General features: G+C 70.2%; 13 protein-coding genes and 2 pseudogenes. 12 read left to right on the plus strand and 3 right to left on the minus strand.

The genetic code is table 11. The features are described from left to right. Positions 1–3: 3 nt before the first annotated feature. The 4 genes from M1105_RS15635 (at position 4) to M1105_RS15650 (ending at position 5,237) form a co-directional block, all read left to right on the plus strand. Entirely contained in the window at positions 4–1,038 is a 1,035-nt protein-coding gene (locus M1105_RS15635; protein WP_249581310.1) for a TRAP transporter substrate-binding protein, read from the plus strand. Between the two features lie 115 nt (positions 1,039–1,153). Then, positions 1,154–2,518, plus strand: a complete 1,365-nt coding sequence (locus M1105_RS15640; RefSeq protein WP_249581311.1) for a glutamine synthetase family protein — start codon at positions 1,154–1,156, stop codon at positions 2,516–2,518. A 188-nt stretch (positions 2,519–2,706) separates the two neighbouring features. Then, on the plus strand, positions 2,707–4,095 hold the full coding sequence (locus M1105_RS15645; protein WP_249581312.1) for an aldehyde dehydrogenase family protein: 1,389 nt from the start codon (positions 2,707–2,709) through the stop codon (positions 4,093–4,095). Further along, positions 4,092–5,237 carry an iron-containing alcohol dehydrogenase gene (locus M1105_RS15650; RefSeq protein WP_249581313.1) on the plus strand — a complete coding sequence of 382 codons (1,146 nt, stop codon included), beginning with the start codon at positions 4,092–4,094 and terminating at the stop codon, positions 5,235–5,237. Before M1105_RS15645 ends, M1105_RS15650 begins: the two co-directional genes overlap by 4 nt. Positions 5,238–5,303: 66 nt before the next feature. Here M1105_RS15650 and M1105_RS15655 read toward each other — a convergent pair whose 3' ends face one another. Further along, positions 5,304–5,939, minus strand: a complete 636-nt coding sequence (locus M1105_RS15655) for a calcium-binding protein (protein ID WP_249581314.1) — start codon at positions 5,937–5,939, stop codon at positions 5,304–5,306. 132 nt (positions 5,940–6,071) lie between these two features. Between M1105_RS15655 and M1105_RS15660 the strand changes: the two are divergent. Continuing rightward, positions 6,072–6,832, plus strand: a pseudogene (locus M1105_RS15660) (IS5 family transposase). On the opposite strand, the gene M1105_RS15665 reads toward M1105_RS15660, so the two are convergent. Beyond that, positions 6,763–7,974 (minus strand): choice-of-anchor I family protein, encoded by a 1,212-nt coding sequence (locus M1105_RS15665; protein WP_264759680.1) that lies wholly within the window; start codon positions 7,972–7,974, stop codon positions 6,763–6,765. The pseudogene M1105_RS15660 and the gene M1105_RS15665 overlap by 70 nt on opposite strands. Further along, the gene (locus M1105_RS15670; RefSeq protein ID WP_249581316.1) at positions 7,975–8,319 is read right to left on the minus strand and encodes a hypothetical protein; all 345 of its coding nucleotides are present in this window, start codon (positions 8,317–8,319) and stop codon (positions 7,975–7,977) included. A 217-nt stretch (positions 8,320–8,536) separates the two neighbouring features. Here M1105_RS15670 and M1105_RS15675 point away from each other — a divergent pair, with 217 nt between their 5' ends. The 7 genes and pseudogenes from M1105_RS15675 (at position 8,537) to M1105_RS15695 (ending at position 15,058) form a co-directional block, all read left to right on the plus strand. Then, the gene (locus tag M1105_RS15675) at positions 8,537–9,934 is read left to right on the plus strand and encodes a hypothetical protein (protein ID WP_249581317.1); all 1,398 of its coding nucleotides are present in this window, start codon (positions 8,537–8,539) and stop codon (positions 9,932–9,934) included. A 298-nt stretch (positions 9,935–10,232) separates the two neighbouring features. Further along, positions 10,233–10,535: pseudogene (locus tag M1105_RS20995) on the plus strand (prepilin peptidase). Beyond that, positions 10,442–10,927 (plus strand): prepilin peptidase, encoded by a 486-nt coding sequence (locus M1105_RS15680; RefSeq protein ID WP_249581318.1) that lies wholly within the window; start codon positions 10,442–10,444, stop codon positions 10,925–10,927. The pseudogene M1105_RS20995 and the gene M1105_RS15680 overlap by 94 nt, the downstream one beginning before the upstream one ends. Positions 10,928–11,017: 90 nt before the next feature. Further along, the gene (locus M1105_RS21000; protein WP_406600635.1) at positions 11,018–11,356 is read left to right on the plus strand and encodes a hypothetical protein; all 339 of its coding nucleotides are present in this window, start codon (positions 11,018–11,020) and stop codon (positions 11,354–11,356) included. A gap of 477 nt (positions 11,357–11,833) precedes the next feature. Continuing rightward, positions 11,834–13,003, plus strand: a complete 1,170-nt coding sequence (locus M1105_RS15685) for a YncE family protein (protein ID WP_249581319.1) — start codon at positions 11,834–11,836, stop codon at positions 13,001–13,003. 256 nt (positions 13,004–13,259) lie between these two features. Continuing rightward, complete coding sequence (locus M1105_RS15690) at positions 13,260–13,631, plus strand: multicopper oxidase domain-containing protein (protein ID WP_249581320.1); 372 nt, start codon at positions 13,260–13,262, stop codon at positions 13,629–13,631. Further along, on the plus strand, positions 13,628–15,058 hold the full coding sequence (locus M1105_RS15695; protein ID WP_249581321.1) for a hypothetical protein: 1,431 nt from the start codon (positions 13,628–13,630) through the stop codon (positions 15,056–15,058). The genes M1105_RS15690 and M1105_RS15695 overlap by 4 nt, the downstream gene beginning before the upstream one ends. The last annotated feature ends 253 nt before the right edge of the window (positions 15,059–15,311 follow it).

The following is a 15,311-nucleotide window of genomic DNA, read 5'->3' on the forward strand; positions in this document are numbered from 1 at the left end:
GACATGACGACGAGACGCAAGTTCATCGCCGGCGCGGGCGCCATGGGCACCGCGGCGCTGGCGGCCCCGGCCGTGCACGCGCAGACCCCGATCCGCTGGCGGCTCCAGACCTATGCGGGCCCGGCGCTGGCCGAGCACGTCATCAAGCCCTCGATCGACAGCTTCAACAAGATCGCCGCCGGGCAGATGGAGATCGAGCTCTACACCGCCGACCAGCTGGTGCCGACGGGCGAGCTGTTCCGCGCCATGCAGACGGGCACCATCGACGCGGTGCAGTCCGACGATGACTCGATGGCCTCGCCGACCGAGGTGACGGTGTTCGGCGGCTACTTCCCCTTCGCCAGCCGCTACTCGCTGGACGTGCCGGTGCTGTTCAACCAGTACGGCCTCGGCGAGATCTGGGCCGAGGAGTATGCCAAGGTGGGCGTCAAGCACATCTCGGCCGGCGCCTGGGACCCGTGCCACTTCGCGACCAAGGAGCCGATCAACAAGCTGGCCGACCTCGACGGCAAGCGCGTCTTCACCTTCCCCACCGCGGGGCGCTTCATGGCGCAGTTCGGCGTCGTGCCCGTGACCCTGCCCTGGGAGGATGTCGAGGTCGCGATGCAGACGGGCGAGCTCGACGGCATCGCCTGGTCGGGCATCACCGAGGACTACACGGTGGGCTGGGCGAACGTGACCAACTACTTCCTGACGAACAACATCTCGGGCGCCTGGATCGGCCATTTCTTCGCGAATATGGACCGCTGGAACGAGGTGCCGCCGCATCTGCAGGAGCTGATGCGGATGTGCTTCGACAGCTCGCACTACTATCGCCAGTGGTGGTACTGGGGCGGCGAGGCCGACCTGCGCGTGAACGGAGACAAGCTCAAGCTCACCACCATCCCCGACGCCGAGTGGGCCACCGTCGAGGCCAAGGCCCGCGAGTTCTGGGACGAGATCGCGAAGGAATCCGAGATCAAGGCCAAGGTCGTGAACATCATCAAGACCTACAACGACGTGATGGAGAAGGCCGGGCGGCCCTACCGCTTCACCTGATCCGGCGTGCCCCCGCGCCGTGTGCGCGGGACCGTCCCTTCCCCTCTTCCCCCCGGGGGAGAGGGGGCTTCCCCGCGCGCCGCGGCGGCGCGCACGACCCGATTTAGGTGCTCAGATGCCAGGCAAGCTCAGCCTCGAGGAATTGAAAGCGGCCGTTGCCGCGGGCGAGATCGACACGGTGCTCGCCGCCCAGATCGACATGCAGGGCCGCCTGATGGGCAAGCGGTTCCAGGCGGAGTTCTTCTGCGAGTCCGCGCTCGAGGAGACCCACGCCTGCAACTACCTCTTCACCGTCGACATGGAGATGGAGCCCGTGCCCGGCTTCCGCTCGGCGAGCTGGGAGAAGGGATATGGCGACTACGTGCTGAAGCCCGACCTCGGCACGCTGCGCCGCATTCCCTGGCTGCCCGGCACGGCGCTGGTGCTGTGCGACACGCTCGACCACCACAGCCACGAGCCGATCCCCTATGCGCCGCGCTCGATCCTCAAGCGCCAGGTCGCGCGGCTCGAGGCGCTGGGCATGAAGGCGATGGCCGCCACCGAGCTCGAGTTCTACCTGTTCCGCGACAGCTATGAGCAGGCCCATGCCAAGGGCTATCGCGGGCTCGAGGCGGTGGCGCCCTACAACGAGGACTATCACATCTTCCAGACCTCGAAGGAGGAGGAGGTGATGCGCGCCATCCGCACCGGGCTCAATGGCGCCGACATCCCCGTCGAGAACTCGAAGGGCGAGGCCTGGGCCGGGCAGGAGGAGGTCAACGTCCGGTACACCGACGCGCTGACCATGGCCGACCGTCACGTCATCATGAAGAACGGCATCAAGGAGATCGCCTGGTCCAAGGGCCACTCGGCCACCTTCATGGCCAAGTACGACTACAAGGCCGCGGGCAGTTCCAGCCATGTGCACCAGTCGCTGTGGTCGCTGGAGGGCAAGCCGCTGTTCCACGACCCCGCGGCCGAGCACGGCATGTCTCAGCTTATGCGCCACTACCTTGCGGGGCTGCTGACGCATGCGAGCGAGTTCACGCTGTTCCTCGCGCCCAACATCAATTCCTACAAGCGCTTCATGGTCGGCACCTTCGCGCCCACCAAGGCCGTGTGGTCGACCGACAACCGCACCGCGGGCTACCGGATCTGCGGGCTCGACACCAAGGCCGTGCGGGTCGAATGCCGCGTGGGCGGGGCCGATCTCAACCCCTATCTCGCGCTGGCCGCGCAGCTTGCTGCGGGCATCGCCGGGATCGAGGGCAAGCTCGAACTGGAACCCCCGTTCCGGGGCGACGCCTATCACGGCGAAGGGCGCGAGATACCCAAGACGCTGCGCGACGCGACCACTGCGCTCGACGGCTCCGCAATGCTGCGCGCGGCGATGGGGGACGACGTGATCGACCACTACGTCCACGCCGCGAAGTGGGAGCAGTTCGAATACGACCGCCGCATCACCGACTGGGAGATCGCCCGCGGCTTCGAGCGGTCGTAAGGTTCGCCCGCGCAAAGGGCCGCACCGGGCCCCGGGCTTGACCCGGGGCCTCCTTCGCAGCCCGCGCGCGAGCGCGCGTAGGGCGGCACCCGCCGCAGCCTACCGGGCTTGACCGGGCCGCGGCACCCGATTTTCAAGGTGGCTCCGGGTGAGGCCCGGAGCCCGAACCACACGGAGCGCGCCGCGCCATGACCACCACGCTGAAATGCATCTCCCCCGTCGACGGCTCGGTCTTCGCCGAGCGGCCCGTCGCCGACCCCGCCGCCGCCCGCCGCGCCGTGGCCGCCGCCCGCGCGGCCCAGCCCGCCTGGGCCGCCCGGCCGCTCGCCGAGCGCATCGCGCTGGTCGAGACGGGGGTCGCGGCCCTCGTGGCCATGAAGGACGAGGCGGTGCCCGAGCTTGCCCACATGATGGGCCGCCCGACCCGCTATGGCGGCGAGTTCGGCGGCGTGGTCGAGCGCGCCTCCTACATGGGCTCGATCGCGTCGGACGCGCTCGCGCCCCTGGTGATCGAGGATACCGACCGCTTCGAGCGCCGCATCGCGCGCGAGCCCCATGGCGTCGTCTTCGTCATCGCGCCGTGGAACTACCCGTATCTGACGGCCATCAACACGGTCGCGCCGGCGCTGATCGCCGGCAACACTGTGGTGCTGAAGCACGCGACGCAGACCCTGCTGGCGGGCGAGCGCATGGCGCGCGCCTTCCATGCGGCGGGCGTGCCGGGGGACGTGTTCCTCAACATCTTCCTCGACCACGCCACAACCGAGGCGCTGCTGGCCGAGCGCGCCTTCGACTTCGTGAACTTCACCGGCTCGGTGAATGGCGGCAAGGCGATCGAGCGCGCCGCCGCCGGCACCTTCACGCCGCTGGGGCTGGAACTGGGCGGCAAGGACCCCGGCTACGTCATGGAGGACGCCGACATCGACTGGGCGGCCGACGTGCTGATGGACGGCGCGATGTTCAACTCGGGCCAGTGCTGCTGCGGCATCGAGCGCATCTATGTCCACCGCTCGCGCTTCGACGAGTTCGTGGCGAAGTCGGTCGAGATCGTCTCGAAGCTGAAGCTCGGCAACCCGTTCGACGCCGCGACCACGCTGGGGCCGATGGCGAACGCGCGCTTCGCGTCAGAGGTCCGCGCCCAGACGGCCGAGGCGGTGGCGATGGGCGCGAAGCCCCTGATCGACCCCGCATTGTTCCCCGAGGACGACGGCGGCACATACCTGATGCCGCAGATCCTCACGGGCGTCACGCACCAGATGCGGGTGATGCGCGACGAGAGCTTCGGCCCCGTGGTCGGCATCATGGCGGTCGCGGACGACGAGGAGGCGATCAGCCTGATGAACGACTCGCCCTACGGCCTCACCGCTTCGCTCTGGACCGCCGACCCCGAACGCGCGGCCCGCGTGGGCAGGCGGATCGAGACCGGGACCGTCTTCATGAACCGGGCCGACTATCTCGACCCGGCGCTCTGCTGGACCGGGTGCAAGGACACCGGGCGCGGCGGCGCGCTCTCGGTGATCGGCTTCCACAACCTGACACGTCCGAAATCCTACCATCTGAGAAAGGCCAAGACATGACTCTGCGGGCCAACTGGTCCTATCCGACCGCCATCCGCTTCGGCGCGGGCCGCATCGCGGAACTGCCCGAGGCCTGCAAGGCCGCGGGCATCGCCCGCCCGCTGCTGGTCACCGACCGCGGCCTTGCGGCGCTGCCGGTGACGGCGCGGACGCTCGACATCCTCGAGGCCGCGGGCCTCGGCCGCGCAATGTTCTCGGAGGTCGACCCGAATCCGACGGATGTGAACCTCGCCGCGGGCATCGCGGCCTTCAAGGCGGGCGGGCATGACGGGGTGATCGCCTTCGGCGGCGGCTCGGGGCTCGACCTCGGCAAGCTCGTGGCCTTCATGGCGGGGCAGACCCGGCCGGTCTGGGACTTCGAGGACATCGGCGACTGGTGGACCCGGGCCGATGCGAGCGCGATCGCGCCCAATGTCGCGGTGCCCACGACCGCGGGCACGGGCTCGGAAGTCGGCCGCGCGGGCGTGGTCACCAACTCGGAAAGCCACGTCAAGAAGGTGATCTTCCACCCGAAGATCCTGCCCTCGGTGGTGATCGCGGACCCGGAGCTGACCGTGGGGATGCCCAAAGCGATCACCGCGGGCACCGGCATGGACGCCTTCGCCCATTGCCTCGAGGCCTATTGCAGCCCGTTCTACCACCCGATGAGCGCGGGCATCGCGCTCGAGGGCATGCGGCTCGTGAAGGACTACCTGCCCCGCGCCTACAGGGACGGCACCGACATCGAGGCGCGCGCGCAGATGATGTCGGCGGCCGCCATGGGGGCGGTGGCGTTCCAGAAGGGGCTGGGCGCGATCCACTCGCTCAGCCATCCGCTGGGCGCGCTCTACAACACCCATCACGGCACCACGAACGCGGTGGTGATGCCGCCCGTGCTGCGCTTCAACCGCCCGGCGATCGAGGACAAGATCGGCCGCGCCGCCGCCTATATGGGCATCGCGGGCGGCTTCGACGGGTTCTACGACTGGGTGATGGCGATCCGCGCCGAGCTGGGCATCCCCGCGAACCTCACCGCCATGGGCATCGGGGCGGAGAGGTTCGACCAGATGGCCGCGATGGCGATCGTCGATCCCACCGCCGGGGGCAACCCGGTGGAACTCACGCTCGACGCGGCGCGCAAGCTCTACGACGACTGCCTCTGAACCCGCGCGGATGCGCAAGGGCGAGCCCCGCCGGGGGCTCGCCCATTTGCTTCTCCCGGCGCGCGCTCAGAACGCGAAGTCGCCCTCGTCGAGCACCAGGCTCCCCCGGCCCAGGGTCAGCATGATGTTGTCGCCCGCGGCAAGGGCGACCTCGTAGCTGCCCCCCCCAAGATCGGTGATCGCGAGGTCCGCGAAGCCGAGCCCCGTGGCCGAGAGGCCAATGACATCCGCCGCGTCGAGCCGCACGATCGTGTCCTTGCCTTCGCCGATTGCGAAGACGAAGCGGTCCGGGCCGCGGCCGCCATCGAGTAATTCGTGCCCGGCGCCGCCATGAATGATGTCGGCGCCGTTGCCGCCGCGGATTTCATCGTCGCCCAACCCGCCCGACAGCCGATCGGCGCCATTCCCGCCCTCGATCGCATCGTCGCCTGCGCCGCCCACGATCAGGTCCGCGCCATTGCCACCCCGGGTCCCGTCGTCGCCGCCGCGCTCGGCGATCACGTCCTTGCCGTTCCCGCCGTCGATCAGGTCGTCGCCGATGCTGCCCTCGATGGCATCCGCCCGGCGGGTGCCCTCGACCTCGCGGCCGAGTTCGATGGCGTAGAGCGCGGCGGTGCCCGACACCTCGAAGGACACCGCGATCTGCGCGACGCCGCTGGGGCTGCCCTCGGCCGGGATGAAGCGGATCACCTCGGGGGCCACATTCCCGTCGGCCTGAGCGTCGATTTAGTCGAGGAACCGCGCATTCTCGGGGTCACTAGGCTCAGGACCCATAAACGGGCTTCCTGCGTTCCCGGAAATCTGATTCAAACTCCCAAATGTCTGGAGTTTGATATGTCCGCCCACCACTTCTGGCTTTCCGATGCACAGTTCGCCCGCCTTCGCCCGCTGCTCCCGAACAAGCCGCGCGGCGTGCCGCGGGTGGATGATCGCAAGGTGATCTCGGGGATCATCCATGTCATCCGCGGCGGGCTGATGTGGCGCGACGCACCGGCGTGCTATGGGCCACCAAAGACGCTCTACAATCGGTTCGTCCGCTGGAGCCGGATCGGCGTGTTCGACCGGGTCTTTGCCGCGCTCGCAGCCGAAAGTGAGGCCACCGAGACCGTGATGATCGACGCGACACACCTCAAAGCGCATCGCACGGCCGCCAGCCTGCTCAAAAAGGGGCTGTTCCCCGGCGTATCGGGCGCATCAAGGGCGGCCTGAACTCGACGCTCCACGCGGTCTGCGCCGGCGACGGCAAGCCGTTGACCCTGCTGCCCAGCGAAGGCCGGGTCAGCGACTGCCGCGGGGCGGCAACCGTCCTGCCGGCGCTGCCCGACGCCGACATGGTCATTGCTGACAAAGGCTACGAAAGTGACCGATTTCGTGATGCGCTCCGCCGCCTCGGTATCACGCCCTGCACTCCCGGACGGACGCGCCGCAAGCGCGCAGTCGACCATGATGCCGTCTGGTAAAAGCAGCGCAAACGCATCGAGCGCATGTTCGGCAGGCTCAAGGACTGGCGGCGCATCGCCATGCGCTATGACCGATGCACCCACACCTTCATGAGCGCAATCAGCATCGCCGCAACCGTCATCTTCTGGTTATGAGGCCTGATCCTAGCGTCATAGACCATGATGCCGCCGTCGCGCTCGAACCCGATGAACGCGAGCGTCACGTCGCCCGCCCGCCCGATGGCGATGGCCTCGGCCCCCTTGTTGTCCGAGCGGTTCTCGCCCATCACCTCCGGGTCGTCCAAGGGGAAGCCGTCGTTGTTGGAGGCGTTCGGCACCCGCAGGGCCGCGATGATCTGCTCGAAATCGTCGCCCGAATCGAACGCCACGCTACCGGCCGCGTCGAAGATGGTGAACGAGCGCGAGCCGTAGCTGTGCAGCTCCTCGATCAGCCCGTCGCCGTCCGTGTCGCCGTCGATGTTCGAGAAGGTCAGCCGGCCCAATGCCGCGTCGTCGGCAAGGGCTGCGGTGATCGCGGGGCCGATCTCGGTGAGGTCGACCTCGCCATTGGTCAGATCGCCGTCGCTCAAGTCGTCGCCACGCGACTCGTCGAAGTCGCAGCTGTCGCCTTCGTTCTCGGTGAAGATGTAGGTTTCGCCGTCGATCTCGGTCACGGCGATGGCGTCGGGCATGCGCAGGCCCTGCTGCGGCACCTCGCGGATGGCGATCGCATCGTCGCGGTCCGAGGGGTCGATGCCGAAGCCCGCCAGCGAATGATCGACCGTGCCGAGCGGGACGATCTTGGCCCAGCTGCGGCTCGCAAGGTCGAAGACCGTGGTCGCGCTCGCTTCCTGGCGGGTGACGTAGAGCTTCCCGTCCGGCCCTTCGGCGATGTATCCGGGCTCGAAATCGGTCGACGGTAGCGTGCCGGGGAAGATCCGCACGCCCGCCTCGCGAAGTTCGTCCACCACCGCGTCGACGGCGTCGAAGGTGAAGGTCTCGGCCGTGCCGGTCGCGACATCGACGAACGAGATCGAGCCCTTCGTATCCTCGGCGTCCTCGCGCCCGCCTTCGTTCGCGACGAAGATCAGCGTGCCGTCGTTCGAATAGGTCGGCATGTCGGGCAGGTTGCCGACCTCCACGGTGTCGATGGGCGTGCCATCCAGCGCGAAGCGCGCCACCATGCCGTTCGCGCCAAGCGTGGGGTCCGCGAGATTGGCGATGTCCACCGCGACCGCGATGCCGTCGGCCCTCACATCGACCGACTGGAGACCGTCGAACCCCGGGATCGCCGGCAGCTAGACCGAGCCGAGCAGATCGCCCGTCGCCGCGCCGACGAGGTGGATCCGGTCCTTGACCCCGTTGGTGACGTAGAGCCGGCCGTCGGAGAAGGCTACGACCTCCGAGCCGCCCTCGCCCGAGCCGCTGTCGGCCAGGAGGTCGAGCGCCGCGCCGAGCGTCCCGCTGTCGCGATCTTCCGAGGTGGAAGTGCCGAAGGCAGGCGCGCGGCCGGGGGACGGAGAGGTCGAGAGGCTGCATGGCGGGGCTCCGAAGCTTGGACCGGTGATGGACCGGCGAGGTGGGGCACCCGGCACGCCGGGCACCCGCAGGACGGTCACGAGGGGTAGGGGCGCGCGCGACATCCGGGTCACGGAAGTCTGAAGTGTTCATGACGGCCGCGCCCCGCCCGCGGTGCCGGCCGATTGCCCGCCCGCTCGCGGCCCCCCGCGCCAACAGCCGCTTGCGCACGCGCGCCCGATGGGGAAGGGTGACCACACGTCCCCGACCCGCGCCGGAGCACGCCATGGCGCCCCGCCCTCACCACCGCCCGCGCCGCGCGCGCGCCCTGCCGGCCACACCGTGACGCCGCCCGACAAGTCGACCGACCCGGCGGTCGGCACGCTTCTGGCCGCCGTGCTCGGGCTCGTCATGCTCGCCGATTGGTCGGGCGAGGAATGGTATCGCACCGCGGCGGGGGTTCTGGTTCTGCCACTGGTCGCGCTTCTGAGCTTTGATGCCGCGTGGCCGCGCCGGGTGTTCGTGATCGTCGCGGGCGCCCTCGTCGCCGCCGCGGCCCTGACGCGGGACGACTGGAGCGCGATCACCGGCGCAGGACTGGGAACCGCGGCCTTCATCGCCGCCTTCTTCACCGCGCTCGCGACGCTCAGGAACGCCTCGGCAAGCTCGCCTTCGATCCAGACCTGCGGGCGCTTCCTTGCCGCCCAGCCGCCGGGGCGGCGCTATGCGGCGCTGACGGTGGGCGGGCAGCTCTTCGGCATGCTGCTCAATTACGGCGCGCTGGTGCTGCTGGGCACGCTGGCCGAGGCCAATGCCGCGCGCGAACCGGACCCCGAGATCCGCGGCCACCGGATCCGGCGGATGCTGCTGGCCATCCAGCGCGGCTTCGTCTCGACCCTCGCCTGGTCGCCGCTCGCCTTCGCCATGGCGATCTCGACGACCCTGGTGCCGGGGGCGAGCTGGGCCGCCGCCGTCGGACCCTGCCTGGTCAGCGCGGCCATCCTCGCCGGCACGGGCTGGGCGCTCGACACGATCTTCAAGCCGCGCCTCAGCCATCCGGCGCCGCCGCGCGCGCGGCCCGAGGGAAGCTGGGCCAGCCTCTGGCCGCTGGTCGCGCTGCTCGTGATCCTCGCCGTGGTCGTGGGCGGGCTGCACATTGCGACCGGCATCGCCGCGACGGGGGTGGTCATGGCGGTCGTGCCGGTCCTCTCGCTGGGCTGGGTGGGGCTCCAGAGCATTGGCAGCCGCCCGCTTGCCCGCGTGGCCATGCGCGCCCGCGACTACGCGGTGCGCGATCTGCCCGGATACCGGGGCGAGATCCTGCTGCTGATGATGGCGGGCTTCATCGGCACTCTGGGCTCGCGCCTGCTGGGGCCGCTGGCCGCGGGGACGGGCCTCGATCTTGCCGCCCTGCCCGGCTGGCAGATCCTGCTGGGGCTGGTTTGGCTCATCCCGCTCACCGGGCAGCTTGGCATGAACCCGATCCTCTCGGTCTCGCTGGTGGCGCCCCTCTTGCCGCCCGCGGCCGCGATGGGCGTGACGCCGGCCGACGTGATCGTGGCGATCACCGCGGGCTGGGCGCTGAGCGGGGCGAGCTCGCCCTACACGGCCACCACGCTTCTGATCGGCGCGCTCGGCAAGGTCGGCGCCCGCACGGTGGGGCTAAGGTGGAACGGGGCCTACACGCTGGTCTGCGGCGTTCTCCTCTCGGGTTGGGTGGTCCTGAGGGCGGTGCTCTGAGCCCGTGAGGGCGACCGTTGCATGCCCGGCAGGTTCTACAGCGACGTGGGACTGGCAGCAAATCAAGTCGGGAGATTGCGACGAGGCGTTTCGAGGCGACGGGAATGCGCGGCTGGGCGCCGGGAGACACGCCAGCCGACAGCAGCGCAGGCGCCCCCGCAGCATCTCGTCGCGGCGAGACGCGTCCAAGGCCCGGCGACCGAATCGCCGCCCTTCACCGCCAACAACAAGGCTGAGAGCAGTGCCGTCCGGGCTCGCGGCCATCGCGCTCGTCACTGCCCCCTTTGCCGGCAGCCTCATGGCGCTGACGGTCAAGCGATGGCGCACCGGCGAGAGCATCGTGACCGTTCGTTCGCGGTGTCCATCGTGCCGCCATCCGCTGGGCGTCCCCGACCTCGTGCCCATCCTCTCCTGACTCGTGCTGCGTGGCCGCTGTCGGAACTGCGGCGCACCCATAGGGCGGTTCGGCATCGTCATGGAGCTTGCGGCGCTTGCCGTCGCGCTCTGGTGCGCGCTCGTCTTTCCGGCCCATCTGTTCTGCCCAGCGCCGTCCTCGGCTCGGTCCTCGTCACCGCGTCCGAGATCGACCGGCGGCAGATGATCCTGCCCGATGCCCTCACGCTGCCGCTGATCCCGCTCGGGCTCGGCACGGTCTGGCTCGCGGCGCCGGCGGCGCTCGGCGATGCCACGGTCGGGGCGGTCGCGGGCGGGGTCGTGCTCTGGGCCCTGCGCGCGGGATATGCGCGCATCCGGGGCCGCGAGGGGCTTGGCCTCGGCGACGTCAAGCTCTTTGCCGCGGCGGGTGCGTGGACCGGCTGGGCGGGACTGCCGGGCGTTCTCCTCTGGGCCGGCGTCCTCGGCCTTGGGGCGGCACTGATCGCAGGCATGCGCCGGGGCGACGTCAGCGGCGGCGACGCGCTGCCCTTCGGGCCGTTCCTCGCGGCAGGGCTCTGGCCGGTCTGGAGCCTCGGCCCGATCGCCTTCGGGGGCTGAGGCGGAGATGGCGACCCCCGAGGCCCCCGGTACCACCGCCAGCGCGGATGACAGCGGGCGGCAGGCCGGCCTCGCGCTGGTCTTCGCGCTCTGGGGACTCGCGCTCATGGGGCTGATGGCGGCAGCCTTCCTGTCGGGCATGCGGACCGAGATGCGCGTGATCGCCAACATCTCAACGGCGCCGACCCGGAACGCCTCGCGCGGCTCCTTTCCGCCCTCGGTGAGCCGCCCGAGCGCGCACGGGACCTTGCCGGCGCGCTCGCGGACTTCCGTGACTGCGACAGCCTCGCCCGGGGCGGCGGGGCCGACGCGGCGGCCTACCCTCCGGCGGGCCACCGCCTGCAAACCGCCCGTTCAGCGCCGTCGACGAGCTGGCCGAGGTCGCCAGGATCGAGCGCGATCTCGCCGGGCGGCTCGCGCCGCATGTGACCGTCGGCCCCTTCGCCCGCGGCGTCGATCGGCGGGCGGCGACCCGCCCCGCGCTGCTGGCGCAGCCGGGCGTGAGCGCGGCCGAGGCGGACGCCTATCTCGCCGCTCGCGCCGGCGACAACGATTCCGCGCGAGCCCACGGGCCTCCACGCCCCTCGGATCCTAATCAAATCTTGAACAAAACGAGCAATTCCGCCCGAATTACCGCGATATTCTGTTATACATGCCTGAAGCCAAGGGCGATCCGCAGACTTGAGCCCGCGAGATCGGCGCCGCTTGATCGGTGAGGATCGTCACAGCGGCGCACCGGGATCCCTGCGAGAAGGCACGCGACGGCTTTGCCGCGGCATGCAGCGCATCCGCGGCGCGAGCGTCGCCGCAACATGGGTCCGAAAGCTTGCCGGGCCCGCAGGCGCGACCATCGGCGTGCGATGTGCGCCGAGACAGGGGGCGGGGGCCATCCCAGAGGAGCGCTCGATGAATCCGATCACCACACTTGCCGCAGCTGCGGCGCTGGCATTCGCCGCTGCACCGGCCACGGCCGAGATCCTCGCCATGGCCAATTACGAGAGCAAGACACCCGACCAGGTGAAATCCCTCAAGCTTTCGGGCGACGCGCCGCGCCGCGAGGGCATCGCCATCTTCGACGTCGACCCAGAAAGCCCGAACTTCGGCAGGATCCTCGCCGACATCCCGCTCGACCCCAGCGGCGTCGCGCATCACATCTTCTACGACCGCACGATGACCAAGGCGTATGTCACCAGCCTCGGCGCGCCCGCGCTGCAGGTGATGGACATGACCCGCTTCCCGCCGCGGCTTGCAACCATCGAGGTGCCGAACTGCACCATGGCCGAGGACGTGATCTTCGACGAGGCGAACGAGCACTGGTATCTGACCTGCCTGTCGTCGCAGAACGTCCGGCAGGGCAAGGTCGCGACCGACGAGGTGACCGGCGAGATCGCTCTTCCTGGGACGCACCCGCACGGGCTGGCGATCGACAGCAAGATCGACCGGATCCTTGTGACCGACACGGTGACGCCCGACATGGCGACGCCGGGCAACCATGTCTCGGTGGTGCGCGCGAGCACGCTCGAGCCGCTCGGGCAGGTGGCGATGGCGAATGGCGGCGACCCGGTCGGCCCGGTCGAGATCCTTCCCGTTCCCGGCACGGCGGTGCCCACCTTCTACGTCACCAACCTGCACGGCGCCTCGCTGTCGGCGCTGACCTGGAACCCGGCGACCGAAGCCTTCGAGGCAAGCGACGTGTTCGACTTCAAGGCGCTCGGGATGGGCGTCGCGCTCGAGATGTATTTCAACTCCGCCGGAGACCGGCTCTATGTCACGACGGCGGTGCCGGGGCACCTGCACATCTTCGACATGACGCAGGGCGGGCCGCTCGCGCCGAAGCCCGTCGCGACGATCCCGGCGGGCGAGGGGGCGCATCACGTCGCCATCACCAAGGACGAGCGCTACGCCTTCGTGCAGAACGCGCTGCTCAACCTTCCCGGCATGTCGGACGGCTCGATCACCGTGGTGGACCTCGGCAGCGGCGAGGTGGTGGCCTCGTTCGACACGCTGAAGGAGATGGGCCTGAACCCCAACTCGCTGGTCCTGTTGCCCGACTGGAACCATCTCGCGGGGCACTGATCCGCCACCCGCATCACCCGTGGCCGGCGGCGCTGGCGGGCGCCACCGGCGTACGCCTTTCCAAGCCACCGCGCCGGTGAGACCGCATTTCGTGCATCGAACGCGTGGCGGCGACCCCGGGGTCCGCGCGACGACCGTGAGCAAGCTTATGTCCCTCCTTCACGCTCTTGTGGCCGTGTCCTCAGCCCTCGCCAGCGGCGATGCCGGTGGTCCCCCGGCCAACCCGTTCACGCGCCCGGGGACACCGCCGGCAATCATGCGCGAGCCCGTCGTCGCGCATGGCGACGAGGCGCATTCCGAGACGCCGGGGGCGAGCGCCCGCTCGCCGGCGCATGCCGGCACCGGGCCGTGGCGCGAAATCACGGTCGAGGTCTCCCCGGACGCCGAGGCCCCGGTGCTACGGCTGCCGCAGGGCGAGGCGGTGCGTCTGGTCATCGGCGGGCTGCCCGCGGGTCCGCTGCATCTTCATGGCCATGACATCACCGTCACGGCCGATGCGGCGGGGCGCGCCACGATCGACATCGACACCCGCCACGCCGGGCGCTTCCCGATGATGGCGCACCGCGAGGACCCGCTGCTGGGCGCGCGCGAGATCGCGGTCCTCTACCTCGAGATCACCGCTCCATGACCTGCGCTCCCGGCCGCCGCGCGACAGTCCGGGCTGCGACGGTGCTCGCGGCAGGCGCGCTCGCGCCCTCGCCGGCCGCGGCGCATGCCTTCGCCGAACGCTACGATCTGCCCCTTCCGCTGGGCTTCTACCTTGCGGGCGCGGCTGTTGCGGTGGCGCTGTCGTTCCTCGGCTCCTTTGCCTTCCTTGCGCCCGGCCGGACATGGCGACTGCATCGCGACCTGCCCGTGCCCCGCGGCATCGCGCGTGCCGCGCGCGCAACGCTCACGGGCGTCGCGACCGCGATCCTCGCCATGGTTCTGGTGATCGGCCTGTTCGGCCCGGATTCACCGACGCGGAACTTCGCGACGGTGTTCATCTGGGTCGTCTGGTGGGTCGGCTTTGCGCTGTTCACCGCGCTGGTGATCGATCTCTGGACCCCGGCGAACCCGGTGCGGGCGGTGATCGCGGGCCTCGTCCCGCGCGCGGCGGGCGGCCCCCGCGAGCTGCCGGTCGGCGCCGGGGCCATGGCGGTGACGGGGCTGCTCGCGATCTCCTGGCTCGAACTCGTCTCCGACTGGTCCGAGAGCCCGCGCGCGATGGCATTGATCGTCGTGATCTATCTCGGGCTCACGCTTGCCGCCGTTTCGCGCTGGGGCGCGGAGCCATGGTTCGGCACGGCCGATCCGCTCGCCCGGCTGTTCTCCACCCTCGGCGCCCTCGCGCCGCTTGCGGTGGTTCCCGGCGGCATCCGCCTGCGCCTGCCGGGAAGCGGGCTTGGCGGGCTCGATCCCGGGGGCTGGGGCGCGGTGTTCATCGTCTCGCTCATCGCCATCGTGCTGTTCGACGGGCTGTCGGAGACGCCGCTCTGGGCCGGGCTGCTCGACTGGGTGACACGCTCGCCCGATCTGCGGCCGCATCTCATCGCCCTGCGCGAGGCGGGGGTGGACATCCTCAAGCTGTTGCGCAGCGCCGGGCTGATGGCGACCGTGGGCGCCGCGGTCGCCGCCTACGGCGCACTCTGCCTCGCGGTCTGGCGGGCGGGCGGCCGCACGGTCCCGGCGGGCCGCATCTTCAGCGCCTTCGCGGCGTCGCTCCTGCCGATCGCGGTCGCATATCATCTCGCGCATTACGTCTCGTATCTCGCGCTCGCCGGGCAACTCATGCTGCCCATTCTCAGCGATCCGCTGGGCCTGGGCTGGGACCTGCTCGGCACGGCGACGCGGCGGGTCCAGCTTGGCGTGATCGGGGCGCAGGATGTCTGGTGGATCGCGGCGGGGGCGCTGGTTGCGGGGCACGGGCTGTCGGTCGTCGTCGCCCATGCCGCAGCGGGGCGGCTCTTCCCCGACCGGCGCCGGGCGATCCTCAGCCAGGTCCCGATGATGGTCTTCATGGTGACGCTGACGGCGGCCAGCCTCTGGATCCTCGCCCAGCCGATCGTCGCCTGACGGCGCGCCCCCTGCGTCCGCGCGGCGGGAACGGGGCGGCGCGCGGCCGGCAGTGCGGCAGGTCTCGTGACCTGCGGCGGCCCCGATTTTGACTTTGGTCAAGGACGGGATCGCGCGCCCTCGTCCAACCTGTCCCCGAACGGCGACGGGGATGTCACACCGATGGCCTGCGTCTTGAGCCACGAACAGCGACGCGACGGCGACCCGCACAACGGGCGGACGGCACCCGCCGTGCCTCGCCTGCGCGGGCAAA

It is taken from the genome of Thermohalobaculum sediminis (assembly GCF_023487995.1).
GTDB lineage: Bacteria > Pseudomonadota > Alphaproteobacteria > Rhodobacterales > Rhodobacteraceae > Thermohalobaculum > Thermohalobaculum sediminis.